We start from the raw sequence: 14,188 nt of genomic DNA, 5'->3' as shown, positions 1-14,188 counted from the left end.
AATGACTAATGACTAATGACTAATGACTAATGACTAATGACTAATGACTAATGACTAATGACTAAATTAATTGTAATTTGTGGGGCGACGGCAACGGGTAAATCGGGTTTAGCTTTGGCTTTGGCGATACGGTTGGGTTCTGTAATTCTCAGTGCTGATTCTCGTCAAGTTTACCGTGAGTTTGATATTGGGACGGCAAAACCAACTGTAGCTGAACAAAAATTGGTGCCGCACTATTTAATAGATATCTGCGATCCAACAGACACGATGACAGTAGCAGACTATCAGGAGCAAACACAAGCCTTAATTACTTCTGTTGGTGTTATACCACTGTTTCTAGTTGGTGGCACTGGTTTATATATCCGTTCCATTGTCCAAGGGATGAAAATTCCGAGAGTTGCACCACAGATGGAATTGCGATCGCAACTTGAATCTCTCGGTCAACCACAACTCTATGCAATGTTACAACAAGTTGACCCTGTTGCTGCACAAAAGATTCATCGCAATGATTTAGTGCGAACTTTAAGAGCATTAGAAGTATATTATGTTACTGGGAATCCAATTTCAGAACAACAAGGGGAGAATCCACCAAATTATCCAATTTTGCAAATTGGTTTAGATTGCGATGTTGAAAAGTTGCTTGCTCGGATTCAACAGCGTACTGAACAAATGATAGCAAATGGTTTGGTTGCTGAGGTGGAGTATCTTTGTCAAAAATATGGCGCTGATTTGTCTTTGTTGAATACTTTGGGCTATCAAGAAATTAAGCAATATTTGGCTGGGGATATTTCCTTAGAAGAAGCGAAAGAATTAACAATTTTGCATACGCGACAATTTGCCAAGCGACAACGCACTTGGTTTCGAGCATATCCACAAATTGAATGGTTTGATGCCGATGATCCTGATTTATTAGAGAAGGTTTGGCAGCGGATAAATGAGTTTATAATTCGCACAAGTTAGTGAGAATTTTTTTGCTCATGCAAAGACGCAAAAAAAACTTTGCGTCTTTACAGTTGAGTGTCCTAGATAGTGTCGGGATCTACGCCCATAGCCCGTAGCCTATCTGCTAGCAATTGGGTGCGTTGTTCTGCTTGTTCGGCACGTTGTCGTTCCTGTTCGGCACGTTGTCGTTCCTGTTCGGCGTGTTCATCTCCAGTCGATAAAACATTACCATCTTGGTAGCACCAGCGTAACCAAGTATCTTGTCTGTCTTCAAATTTACCTTCCCACAAAGTTACGCCTAAACCAACTTGTTCTAACCAATTTTCTGAAGTTTCAAAGTAGCGCCTTCCTCTGAGTTCATAAACGCGCAGGACTTTTTCTCCTAATTGCTGATTCTGGTCATATACGATGTAGTAACTAGCCCGCATTTGTTCATAAATTTTCAGCTTTTTGCCAAGTTCATCACCTTCTTTATTAGAGACAATTTCAATTACGACTTCTGGAGGTTTGCCAAAACGCCAAACCATATAACAACGATTTTGTTTTTTCCACCAATTTTCAGGAACTTGGACATCTAAGCTGAGAAAAACATCGGGTACAATTGCGGGTTGACCGTCTGTATAGTAAATACCGACATTAGCCTCAGCCAAAAAAGTCTGCTGCTGTATGGAACTGTAAAGAGAGCTAACTAAAAGACGTTGTTGTTTGGCAGATGCAAAATTGTCCACAGGTGTATCATCTTCAGTGATTAGCTGGTTGGCATCTGGCACATAGTAATCATCATCATTGATTAGAACTTGCTGAACCATGATTTTATCCAGTATGTAAGAGCGTTATTTCTAGGTTAATTGATTGCACATAGTAAAACAGTAACTAACATTGTATCCGGTATTCAAAAACTACATAATGGCTGGACTTAGCTGACGGAGATTACCTTTCTTCCAAACTACGGAATAACGCCAGAATAAGTGCTTTCTAACCTTCGCTTTACCCAAGAAGCTTGTATAAATTCGTCGTGCTTGCGATAAGGTCAAGTACTTGTCTGTGCGAAGATGCTCTCTCATTGCTTCTGCTGCTTCTGATGAGGGTTGAATACGCCTATTTTTGATCGTTTGAAGCAACCAGTTTAGAGGAACAGCAACAAAATCGCTCAACATTTCTTGCACATTCTCATGCTCTAATAAATCTAAAATCACTAGACTGCCGCCAGGTTTCAAAGCAGCTTTCAGATTGGGCAGCAAGTTTTCTATTGGTAAATGATGAACTGTAGCTATAGAAACGATTGCATCAAATTGCTCAACTGGAAACTTCCACTGCAATATATCAGCAACTTGAAAATCAATATTTGTATACTGTCTTGAACGTTGCTTGGCAACTTCTATCATATTTGGGGATAAGTCAATTGCAACAACTCTGTCAGCATATTTAGCGAGAAGACGTGAAAATTCACCTGTTCCACAACCTATATCTAAGACGGTTTTACATTGCTTTGGAAACTGTTTGAGTAGAAAATGGTGATAGTGATTATTATGATCCCATCCCTGTTTGTCATATAGAGCAATGCGATCAAAATCATTCTGAATTTTTTGAGTCAGCTTCTCATTCATATAGCTTCGTTATCAAACACATTAATGAATTTAACCCAAACTTCCTCAGCAACCCCTCAAAATGTTTACCTACTAATAAACTCATACAGACGAGAACCAAAAAATGTGTCGCCTGAAAACTAAGATGGTATAACATTACACTGAATGCAGAAGACCAGAGCGATCGCTTTTACTCACTTTTAGCTGTTATTCTTGCAACAATAGTAGTTACAGCTATACTAACCAGCCTGCAACATCTACCTTGAACTTTAAAAAACTATGCTTACCCAAGATAAAAAACAACGCAACTGGAAACCCATTCTCAAAGCATTGGAGGCTGTCCTTGGCAAAAATGGTGTGGTGCAACGCCGCGAAGAACTCATTACCTATGAATGCGATGGTTTAACTGGCTATCGCCAACGTCCGGCTGTGGTGGTGTTACCCAGAACTACAGAACAAGTTGCCCAAATTGTGAAAATATGCAACCAATACTCTATCCCCTTCATAGCACGCGGCTCTGGAACTGGTCTATCTGGCGGCGCTTTGCCAGTAAAAGATTCTGTTTTGATTGTCACTTCGTTAATGCGGCAAATCCTCAGCATTGATTTGGAAAATCAACGGACAGTTGTACAACCAGGGGTGATTAATAGTTGGGTAACACAAGCTGTTAGTGGTGCTGGTTTTTACTACGCTCCTGACCCTTCTAGTCAAATTATCTGCTCTATTGGGGGCAATATTGCGGAAAACTCTGGGGGCGTACATTGTCTCAAATACGGTGTTACTACTAACCACGTTTTAGGATTAAAAATTGTCACGCCAGAAGGGGAAATTATCGATTTAGGTGGACAAATTCCAGAAATGCCTGGTTATGATTTAACAGGTGTTTTTGTTGGTTCCGAAGGTACATTAGGAATTGCCACAGAAATTACTTTGCGAATTCTTAAAAGTGCAGAATCAATTTGTGTGCTGTTAGCAGATTTTACTAGCATTGAAGCTGCGGGAGCAACTGTTTCTGACATCATCAGTGCCGGAATTATTCCTGGTGGTATGGAAATGATGGATAACTTCAGCATCAATGCAGTTGAAGATGTTGTAGCAACTAATTGTTATCCCCGCGATGCTACTGCCATTTTACTAATAGAAATTGACGGTTTAGAAGTAGAAGTTGCAGGAAATAAGCAGCGAGTTACCGAAATTTGTAAAAAAAATGGGGCGCGAAATGTCACTTCTGCTACTGACCCAGAAACCAGATTGAAATTATGGAAAGGACGCAAAGCCGCTTTTGCTGCGGCTGGACATTTAAGCCCAGATTATTATGTGCAAGATGGTGTAATTCCCCGGACTCAGTTGCCTTATGTTTTACATGAAATTGAGGCATTAAGTAAACAATATGGTTATCGTGTTGCTAATGTATTTCATGCTGGCGATGGCAATCTTCATCCGCTAATTCTTTACGATAATTCTGTATCTGGAGCATTGGAACAAGTAGAAGAAATGGGTGGAAAAATTCTCAAACTTTGTGTCCAAGTTGGTGGCAGTATTTCTGGTGAACATGGCATTGGTGAAGAGAAAAAATGCTATATGCCACAGATGTTTAGCCAAGTTGATTTAGAAACTATGCAATGGGTACGGCAAGTTTTTAATCCTAAAGGGTTAGCAAATCCTGAAAAGATATTCCCCACACCACGAACTTGTGGTGAAGCAGCAAATGCATCGGCACTTAAACAATTTGAAGGTGTAGAAAGATTTTAAGAGTTAGGAGTAGAGACGCGATTAATCGCGTACAGGAGTTAGGAGAGACGCGATTAATCGCGTCTGTACAGGAGACGCGATTAATCGCGTCTCCTGTACAGGAGTTAGGAGTCATAATTTATCAGGTTTTGGTATCGTTAAGTATATTTATAACCAAAATTGGCTCTGCATTATTTCAATTATTCTGAATTCTGAATTCTGAGTTATGACTCCTGAATTATTCATGATCATTTCTTTACATCATCCGGAGGATTACAACTTAATTTTGTAGTTATATATATTATGATCGCACTAGGTCACGCTTACAAATGAATCGGGTTGCTCACCGTTGTGTTTCTTACTTACTGTGTTTGGGATTAGTAGCCACCTTAACAGTTTTTTCACTCTCTTCAGTCTCTTCACTGCCAGTTTACTCCGAAAATATAAGTCCATTAACTACAGAAATTCGCGGTGTTTGGCTCACTAATGTTGCTAGTGGTGTACTATTTGTTCCTTGGGGTATTAACCGTGCTATAAACCAATTATCGACTCTCAACTTTAATACAATTTATCCTGTAGTTTGGAACCGAGGACATACTTTTTATAAGAGTGCTGTAGCTAAAATGACTACAGGTTCCGAAACTCAACCTTTGCTCAACTTCATGCACGGTGGACAGGATGTTTTAGCAAAAATAGTAACACTTGCTAAAAATAAAGATTTGAGAGTGATCCCCTGGTTTGAATACGGATTTATGACGCCGCATTATTCACAATTAGCAAGGCGTTATCCTGACTGGTTGACAATTGGGCAAGAAGGGATAAAGTCTACCCAAGATGCCCCACCAGAAGAAATCGATAATGTTTTGGTAAGTAAGGTGGCTTGGTTGAATCCCCTACATCCGCAAGTGCAAGAGTTTATCCAAGAGCTAATTTTAGAAGTAGTCAGAGATTACGATGTGGATGGTATTCAGCTTGACGATCATTTTGGGATGCCGGTACAGTTTGGCTACGATCGCTTCACTATTGAACTCTACCAGCAAGAGCATCAAGGCAAAAGTCCCCCAACTGATCCTTTTAACTCAGAGTGGATGCGTTGGCGGGCAGACAAAATTACTGATTTTATGGCAGAAATCTATCAAGCTGTCAAGGCAGTTAAACCCAAAGTTAGAATATCTCTGTCTCCTAACTATCAAGCTTTTGCCTACAAATACTATTTGCAAGATTGGGAAAATTGGGTAAAAAAAGGTTTAGTTAATGAGTTAATTTTGCAGGTGTATCGAAATGACAAAAACTCTTTTATCGCTCAACTGGAACAATCATCGATAAAATTGGCTCAAAGTCTAATTCCTGTAGGTATTGGTATATCAACGGGAACGGTGCGTAATCCTGTGAAAATGGCACAAATTAGAGAACAAGTTCAGGTTGTGCGCGATCGCAATTTTGATGGTATCTCCTTTTTCTACTGGGAGAGTCTCTGGGGTTACATTGTACCCGAATCACCCCAACAGCGACGCAAAGGTTTTTTTGATCTGTTTAATGCTAAAACTGTCAGACTATTAAATAATTCGTAATTCGTAATTCGTAATTCGTAAATTTTGTTTTGTAATGGGGATTTAACCCCAACACAAAACTTGCGTGATTTTTGAACCGGGGGACTTAAACCCACGGAACTAGTTAAAACCAAAGAAACTTTGATGCCATTTGCACCGAGAAATACTAGATTTAGCTTTATATTGCTGTGGACTTTCGCTACTTTTGGCGGTTTTTTATTAAGTTTACTGTTTATCGAAGTTGGCGAAAAGCCAGATATTGGGGTAGTAGAGGCGGCTATCGGCGGATTTGCGATCGCACTTCCTCAAGGTTGTCTTCTCAAAGAACCTATATTTTGTATCAGGTGGATTTTGTCAAGTCTTTTGGGTTGGAGTATCATCACCGCTATCGGTATTGGTGCGGTGGGTTGGATTGTACCTAGCACTCAGATTTTCCCTGTGAGAATCCTGTCTGGGGCGGTTTATGGGGCACTTGGCGGCTTGGGGATTGGATTGGCACAATGGTTGGCAATTCCCCAGCCTGCGGCGTGGCGATGGATATTTGTCTCTTCGGCAAGTTGGGCTGTTGCTGTCCCCGTGGGTTCTGCTATCGGGATAATCTTACATCGCCTGACGCAGTTATTCTTAGGCGAAGTCATGGGATTAGCTATTACTTGGCTGTTGGTTGGTATCCTCACCGGAATGAATGCTCACAAGTTGCGATGGTGAGTTCCCACTCCCTTTATTAAGAATTGTAAATTTAGTTGATGTATACTGATGCTTGCACTTAGATATATGCAACAATCTTGAAAAACTGTTAAAAACTTATTTTCAGTAAGTTTGCCCTAATCTGCAAATGTGTTTTCGCCTTCAAAAAGCAGGATTTGTTAAGCTGACTCCTATTAGCTTTCCTAGATTTCTGACAAGAAGTAGAGAAAGATCCAAATCTCGATGAGCAACAGCTGACAAGACTTTGCTATAGGCGCTATGCATCTACTACAAGCGTAACAACAAGAGAGCGCCTAGAAGAGTCAGTAATACCAGACAGGGACTCTCGCATGAATATAAATCCAACGGAATCAACTATAGAGTTGACAAAATTATCACCACCTCAAATTCTCTTCGGCACAGAAGTAGATGAGAAAAGTAGTATTGAGCAGTTTATACTGAGCATGTACGATTCTGTGCAAGCATCAATATTTGTAGTTGATGTTCTGGAGGACGGAGATTTTCGATATGTGGCACTTAATCCCACTCATGAGCAGTGGATAGGCATTCGCTCAGATGATCTCCGAGGCAAAAAACCAGAGGATATTCTCTCCCCAATCGATGCTGCTAAGGTGCGTCAACATTATGCTGAATGTGTGCTATTCGGCAAAACTATTTCTTACGAACAATGTTTGCAATTCCAGGGGATTCCGACTTGGTGGAGTACGACTCTCACCCCGCTACGAGATGCTAACTCCAGAATTTATCGACTGATTGGTACAAGTAGCAATATCACTCCTGTGAAGCAAGCAGAACAAGCAGCCGGACTCCAGGTTGAACGGGAACAACTGCTAGAAGCGATCGCAGGACGAATTCACCAATCTGTAGAATTTGAGACAATTCTGCATCAGACAACAATTGAACTGCGGCAATTTTTGAATTGCGATCGCGTCCTAATTTATCGCTTCGAGGCTGATGGCAGTGGGGTAATCATTGCCGAATCAACTGTGACTGATCCCCTGTTGGGAAAAAACATCACCGATCCCTGCTTCAGTGGCAAACATCGAGAACACTACGGGCGAGGTTGCATTCAAGTTGTCGAAGATATTTATGCAGCTGGGTTGCATCCTTGCCATATAGATTTTCTGGCATCTTTGCAAGTGAGAGCCAATCTAGTCGTACCGATTTTCAAAGAGCAAGATATGTGGGGGCTATTGATTGCCCAGCATTGCCACCAATCGCGTCAATGGCAGCAAACAGAAACTGACTTGACTCTTCAGTTGGCAACTCAAATCGGCATTGCTGCTAGACACGCAGAACTTCGTCAGCAGTTTAAGGATCTCAAAGCAAAGTTAGAGTTGCAAAAACAGAAGCACAAAAATCAGTTGCAGCAGGTGCGAAACTTTGAAGCCTTGGTGCGACGCATGACAGAACAAATCCGCGACAGTCTGGATGAAACTCAGGTATTGCAGACACTCACCCAGGAATTAGCAGAGTTACTGAACCTTGATCGTTGCCAAATCGAACTCTATAGCACCTGTCAAACTCTGGTTACTATTACCTACGAGTACAGCATTAACCTACCTCGGTGTCAAGGATTGACTAAACAGATTGCAGACCGGCTTGAAGTTTATCAGCCCCTGTTGCAAAAACAACCTTTGCAATTTTTGGAAATTGTGCCGGGATGGCAACCAAAGCTATTGGTTATGTCCCAGATGGCTTGTCCAATTTTTGATACTCAAGGGATTTTGGGAAACATTTGGTTGACAAGACCGACACAAGAGGCATTTGATGAATTTGAAATCGAGTTAGTACAGCAGGTAGCAAGTGAATGTGCGATCGCCATTCGTCAAGCCCAGCTTTACCAACAAAACCAGGCACAGGTTAAAGAATTAGAAAAATGCGATCGGCTCAAAAACCAATTTCTCAGAACCCTGTCCCAAGAACTGCGGACACCAATAACTAGCATCAGCCTTGCAGTCCAAACCCTCGAAAGTGTCTTGACACCAGCAGAAATATTAGAGATAGAAATAGTTCCACAACTCTTGCAGATTCTGCATAACGAATGTGCGCGAGAAAACAAGTTAATTAACGACCTACTCACACTCACATATCTAGAAGCCGAACCCGATCCCCCAACTTTAATTGCTATTGACTTACAAAGCTGGCTTCACCCCATTGTCGAGTCTTTTCGAGACCTTACCAACTGCCAGCGACAGCAGTTAAACCTGAGTGTTGATCCTGCACTGCCGCTTTTAGAAACAGATATCACAGATATGGAGAGGATTATCACCGAACTACTCAACCATGTCTGCAAATATACCCCAGCAGGTGAGTCTGTCACAGTTTCTGCTCACCTGAGAGGGGAAGCAGTAGAGCTTAATATTAGCAATTCTGGACTAGAGCTTACCAGCAATGAACTGTCACGGATATTTGAGCCTTTCTATCACCTTTCCAAACATGATCCTTGGAAACATAGCGGCACTGGACTGGAATTGGCATTAGTGCAGAAAATGGTCAGACATTTAGGCGGCTCAATTTATGTAGAGAGTGGAGCCGGTCAAACCACCTTCACCATCAAATTCCCGCTTTAATATCATGTCCGCATAATTAGCTATGATTCCCACAGTCATTGCACCCCACCCCGCCAATCGTCGCTTTGTCTCCCCTCCCCGCAAGCGGGGAGGGGATTAAGGGGTGGGGTTCTTCGGGTTTAATAAGTAATCAAGCGGACATGATATAATTCGTTTTTTGGGCATGGCACTGGCTAATTTGTCAGAAGTCTGCTATTATGGTTATTCGTGTGGGTGACTAGCTCAACGGTAGAGCAGTAGACTCTTAATCTATTGGTTGCGGGTTCAAATCCCTCGTCACCCACTTTTAAAGTATTTTCAAAGCTTGTTAATCAATAATTCAGATGGGAATTTAGGTATAGTGCCACTCCTAGAAGTATCTGACTTTTTAGTGTATGTAGAAAAGTCTAAAGGTATGGAGTTGCCATTGGTGTCAACTTAAGTTAGACATAGCTTACAGCGCTTTTCTAGTAATTGAACTATACCACTCCCTACTCCCGTTCGGCTACGCTCACGGCAAGCCCACTCCCTACTCCCCGTCTCATCTGTGGTCTAAATACCTGAAAAATGCTGTAAATTATTGACACGTATGTGGAGTTGCAGTTGCCAACACAACTTGTTTTGTTACGAATGCTTATCCGTTAGTAACGACAACTTATGCGTTCGTTACTAACGCTAAGTGTTTGGTTACAAATGCTTATGCGTTCGTTACTAACGCTAAGTGTTTGGTAACAAATGCTTATGCGTTCGTTACCAACACTAACTGTTTGGTTACGAATGCTTATCTATTTGTGGCAAACGCTTATGTTGTTGTTACCACAGCTTAAGCAAAACTTATCAATGAAGGGCAAAATACAGCCATTCTCGTTTCTAGCAATACAGGCAAGATATGACTCCTTCGGAGTTCGCCAGTCGCTCATGAGGGAAACCCCCAGACGCTGGTACCTCTGTACGAGACGCTGCGCGTAGCAAGATCCCCGTAGGGGTACGCTAATGCCCATTGGTGTCAACTTAAGTTACAAATAGCAAAACTTTCGGCTTGACTCACCCGCCTAGAACTAAAGTTCTTTGGCTTTTAGCTAAAGTCTACTCAAGTAGACTAAAGATTTTTGGATATATATTTAGGGCTTGCTGAATAGAATTGTAATATAGACCAGATAAGGGTTTTAAGCCTTTTTCCAACAAACAAGTGCTTTTGTTATAACATCTAGAGTCTCAAAACCCTTGCACAATCGTTAGCGATCGCTGGGTAAATTTGGAAACTGAGCGATGAAACAACTATTTTGTAAGCTGTGTGGCTTCTATCCCTATTTAGTCATCTTCAGATGACTTTCGCTATTAGCAAGGAACTTCAGTTCCTTGCGGGACATAGCTTTCACGTTAAGTTGACACCAATGGCTAATGCTTTGCTATCGCCTTTGGCGTCTCCCCGAATCCCATTCGTGAGAAGCTAGCACCTGCCGTAGGATGCCCGAACGCGAATTTATCTCCTGTCTTGAGAAGGGCTGTAGGGAGAAGACCGCGCTCAATACGGTTCGGTTAACGTTTGAATATTTTGAAGATCCCCCCAACCCCCCTTAAAAAGGGGGGCTTCTAACCCTCTTTTACCCCCTTTTTAAGGGGGTCGCCGTAGGCGGGGGGATCTTAACCGAACCGTATTGAGACCGCACTGGCTCACAGCTTTCTGCCAATTCTTCAATTATTATATTGTTGTTAAACCCTTGGTTAAACTATTGCTAAAGCACTCTAAAGTTTTTTATGACTCAATCACCAATAAAAACTCTCTATGTAACAGACTTTGCATTATGGATTGAGCAGACTCTCAAGAGCTTAAAATCCCAAGACTATAGCAATGTAGACTGGGAAAACTTAATTGAGGAGATAGAAGGATTGGGGAGGAGAGATAGACGAGAATTAGAAAGTCGTTTGACAACTTTATTTGAACACGCCTTAAAACGGAATTATGTAAATTTACCAGAATGTTATGGCGGTTGGGAAGCAACAATTAGCCGCACACAACAGGAATTAAGTCGTATTCTTCGAGATTCCCCTAGTCTACGTAATTATTTATTAACTACATGTAATGAATGTTATCAAAATGCCCATAAAAACATGAGTAAGGAATATGAAATAAAATTTCCTGACGATTGTCCTTTTCCTAATGATGTAGAAACATTATTGAATGATAGTTTTTAGTGTTATTAAAAACCTGTAGTCATCAGTTTTCGGTCATGGCTGCATATATTTTACCTGAGAGATTGTCTCACCCAGAGGCACAAAAGCGCAGAGAGGATTTTGTGCTTTTATAATCGCTGCACAAGTTTCAGAGGTTTTTTATGAACAAGAGAGTAACAGTTATATTTGACGGGGGTGTTTTGCGTCCAGATGTCCCTTTAGATTTAGCACCTAACACGCGTTATGTAATTACAATTCAAGAGTTAAAGGATACATCATCATCCGGGGATGCTTGGGATGTGCTGGAAGCGATCGCGGGAACTATTGACGCACCGCAGGATTGGTCTAGCGAACACGACCATTATTTGTATGGTACACCGAAAAAAGTGCGATCGCTATGCTTCAGTAAGTGTAAAATCATCAAGTTATAGATTCATGTCTTATGCTCTAAAAATGGATTCACAATCCGTAAGACATTTTCGATAATTAAGCCATCTTGCATATCTTCTGAGTACAAAATACTTGCTTTGCTTTGCGGATTAAATTTGCACAAACCTCATTGATAACTTGCGTACTTAAAAAAGAATGGGAAATAAACAAATTTGCGTGATTGGGGCTGGAATTAGCGGTCTAGTAACAGCTAAAACTTTTGTCGAGGAAGGCTATGACGTTACTGTATTCGAGAAACAAAAAGGACTTGGTGGTGTTTGGGAAAAATCTCGAAGTTATCCAGGATTAACAACCCAAAATACAGGTGACACATATAATTTTTCTGACTATCCCATGCCTACATTCTACCCAGAGTGGCCGACAGCAAAGGATATGCAGAATTATCTAAATTCATACGCCCAGAATTTTGGAGTTCTTGAAAGAATTCGCTTCCAAACGGAAGTTACTAATGTTTCTCGAAAAACTGGAGAACGTCCAGGATGGGTAGTTACCATCAGAGTGAAGGAAGGTAATGGGGGTGAGACAAAAGAGGAAAAGCACGAATTTGACTTTGTGCTAGTGTGCAATGGAATATTTAGTTTCCCTAATTTACCTTCTTTACCCGGTAGGGAGGAGTTCGTAGCATCTGGAGGACGAGTAATCCATTCTACTGAGTTTAATGATGCTTCAATCATTGAGGGTAAGCGCGTAGTTGTAGTGGGTTTTGGCAAATCTGCCTGTGACATTGCGACTTTAGCGGCAAACATAGCCAAAAAATCCACCCTCGTCTTCCGTCAACCCCTGTGGAAGGTTCCTAGATTTTTCCTGGGTTTAGTAAACCTGAAGTATGTTTTATTAACCCGCTTTGCAGAAGCTTGGTTCCCCTACCGTCAGATGGGACGGATTGAAAGATTGCTGCACACTCTGGGTAAGCCACTAGTGTGGGCTTTTTGGCAAACTAACGAGATGGTGCTACGCCTGCAATTTGGTCTTGATAGCTGCGGCATGTTACCCGAACAACCGATTAATCAGGCTAACTGTCAAATTACCATAGCTCCTCCAGATTTTTTCAAGTACGTACACTCTGGTAAAATTCAGGCAATTAAAACCAGCATCGCTAAGTTTATCCCTGATGGTGTGGAATTAGCCAATGGTCAGCAGTTACAGGCAGATATAGTAATTTTTGGTACAGGATTTAACCAGGAACTTCCCTTTCTCGAAGAAGAATATCGCCGACAGATAATCGATGAAGATGGTAATTTTAACCTTTACCGTTATCTGATTCACCCTAATATTCCACAGATGGGTTTTGTTGGCTATAACAGCAGTTTCTATTGTCAGTTGACATCAGAAGTTGGTGCTTGGTGGCTGCTGGAGTATATCAAAGGCAACTTGTTATTGCCTTCGCCCTCAGCAATGTATCAAGAAATGGCAGCAGATATGGATTGGATGAAAACTCAATACAATAATGTTGTAGCGAAGGCGACATGCATCTCCTCGTTTTCCTTGCGTTATATTGACCAACTCATGGAAGATATGGGTGCAAATAATCAGCTTGGTGTCTGGAAGGAAATTTCACAGATTATGATGCCTGTGGATTCATCCCTCTACAACAAACTTCGACAGGAATTAAAGTTGCAAAGACTAAAATAATTCGTAATTCGTAATTCGTAATTCGTAATTTGTAATTACGAGATGCTGCGCGTAGCTTGCTTCTTTGCTATTATTTATTTATGAGGATTGTAATTTTGAATTTTGAATTTTGAATTCCCCGAAGGGGTTGACTCCACTGAGGAAGCACCGAAACGATAGCCTTTACCGTAGACTGTGTGAATCAGCGTAGTTTCTCTACCTACCTCAATCTTACGGCGCAGCAAACGAATTAATGCCGCAATCACATTACTACTGGGTTGTTCTTCCTCTTGCCACAAATTTTGCATAATCTGGGCATGAGTCATTAGTTGTCCAGTGTGTTCCATAAAATATTGCAGTAACTGGCTTTCTTTTTGCGATAGCTCAATTATTCGTCCTTGGCGATAGGCTACTTGATTTTCACAATCAAGTTCTAAATCAGCGACGGTTAAACGTCCAGTCGTGGTTTCATAGGTTTGGGAACCGGAACGACGCAATAAAGCCCGGACTCTCGCTAGTAACTCCCGCAGTTCAAAAGGTTTAACCAAATAGTCGTCTGCACCAGCATCTAAACCCTGTACGCGGTCATCTAGAGTATCTTTAGCTGTGAGAAACAGCACGGGAGTGGTTTTACCTTGGCGTCGCAATTGCTGACAAATTTCTAACCCAGTTTTTCCTGGGAGCATCCAATCTAAAATTAGTAGGTCATAACTGCCTGTTTGTGCATGTTCGTTGCCACTTGTCCCATCATAAGCGGCATCCACAATGTAACCCTCACGAGTTAATAAGCGACTCAAGGGTTCAGTTAGTTCAACTTCATCATCAACTAATAAAATTCTCATGCTGCTTGTGGTAAGCATATAGAGATATTCTCAATATTATT

General features: G+C 41.4%; 11 protein-coding genes and 1 tRNA gene. 9 read left to right on the top strand and 3 right to left on the bottom strand.

The genetic code is table 11. The features are described 5' to 3' along the window. Positions 1-57 precede the first annotated feature (57 nt). Positions 58-960, top strand: a complete 903-nt coding sequence (gene miaA, locus LC653_RS07370) for a tRNA (adenosine(37)-N6)-dimethylallyltransferase MiaA (protein WP_229493769.1) — start codon at positions 58-60, stop codon at positions 958-960. A 62-nt stretch (positions 961-1,022) separates the two neighbouring features. On the opposite strand, the gene LC653_RS07365 is transcribed toward miaA, so the two are convergent. Further along, complete coding sequence (locus tag LC653_RS07365) at positions 1,023-1,751, bottom strand: Uma2 family endonuclease (protein ID WP_229493767.1); 729 nt, start codon at positions 1,749-1,751, stop codon at positions 1,023-1,025. A gap of 90 nt (positions 1,752-1,841) precedes the next feature. Further along, complete coding sequence (locus LC653_RS07360; protein WP_229493765.1) at positions 1,842-2,549, bottom strand: class I SAM-dependent methyltransferase; 708 nt, start codon at positions 2,547-2,549, stop codon at positions 1,842-1,844. A gap of 258 nt (positions 2,550-2,807) precedes the next feature. Here LC653_RS07360 and glcD point away from each other — a divergent pair, with 258 nt between their 5' ends. The 8 genes from glcD to LC653_RS07320 all read left to right on the top strand — a co-directional run bounded on the left by glcD (position 2,808) and on the right by LC653_RS07320 (position 13,326). After that, positions 2,808-4,280 carry a glycolate oxidase subunit GlcD gene (gene glcD, locus LC653_RS07355; protein WP_229493763.1) on the top strand — a complete coding sequence of 491 codons (1,473 nt, stop codon included), beginning with the start codon at positions 2,808-2,810 and terminating at the stop codon, positions 4,278-4,280. Positions 4,281-4,588: 308 nt separating this feature from the next. Further along, the gene (locus LC653_RS07350) at positions 4,589-5,830 is read left to right on the top strand and encodes a glycoside hydrolase family 10-like protein (protein ID WP_229493761.1); all 1,242 of its coding nucleotides are present in this window, start codon (positions 4,589-4,591) and stop codon (positions 5,828-5,830) included. 123 nt (positions 5,831-5,953) lie between these two features. Beyond that, entirely contained in the window at positions 5,954-6,517 is a 564-nt protein-coding gene (locus LC653_RS07345) for a hypothetical protein (RefSeq protein WP_229493760.1), read from the top strand. A 329-nt stretch (positions 6,518-6,846) separates the two neighbouring features. Further along, a complete protein-coding gene (locus LC653_RS07340; protein WP_229493758.1) occupies positions 6,847-9,090 on the top strand; it encodes a sensor histidine kinase in 2,244 nt (747 codons plus the stop codon). Positions 9,091-9,301: 211 nt separating this feature from the next. Next, a tRNA-Lys gene (locus LC653_RS07335) sits at positions 9,302-9,373 on the top strand. 1,454 nt (positions 9,374-10,827) lie between these two features. Beyond that, positions 10,828-11,265: a DUF29 domain-containing protein gene (locus tag LC653_RS07330; protein WP_229493748.1), complete on the top strand. Its 438-nt coding sequence runs from the start codon at positions 10,828-10,830 to the stop codon at positions 11,263-11,265. Positions 11,266-11,405: 140 nt separating this feature from the next. Then, positions 11,406-11,675, top strand: coding sequence for an antitoxin family protein (locus tag LC653_RS07325; RefSeq protein WP_229493746.1), 270 nt, complete (start codon positions 11,406-11,408; stop codon positions 11,673-11,675). A 154-nt stretch (positions 11,676-11,829) separates the two neighbouring features. Beyond that, complete coding sequence (locus tag LC653_RS07320) at positions 11,830-13,326, top strand: flavin-containing monooxygenase (RefSeq protein ID WP_229493745.1); 1,497 nt, start codon at positions 11,830-11,832, stop codon at positions 13,324-13,326. A gap of 74 nt (positions 13,327-13,400) precedes the next feature. Here LC653_RS07320 and rppA read toward each other — a convergent pair whose 3' ends face one another. Continuing rightward, the gene (gene rppA / locus LC653_RS07315; RefSeq protein WP_229493904.1) at positions 13,401-14,147 is read right to left on the bottom strand and encodes a two-component system response regulator RppA; all 747 of its coding nucleotides are present in this window, start codon (positions 14,145-14,147) and stop codon (positions 13,401-13,403) included. Positions 14,148-14,188 lie beyond the last annotated feature (41 nt).

Origin of the sequence: Nostoc mirabile CHAB5784 (assembly GCF_020829645.1) — a bacterium.
Lineage (GTDB): Bacteria > Cyanobacteriota > Cyanobacteriia > Cyanobacteriales > Nostocaceae > Nostoc > Nostoc mirabile.
Note: the sequence above shows the minus strand (reverse complement) of the source record. Positions and strands in the feature narration are given on the sequence as shown.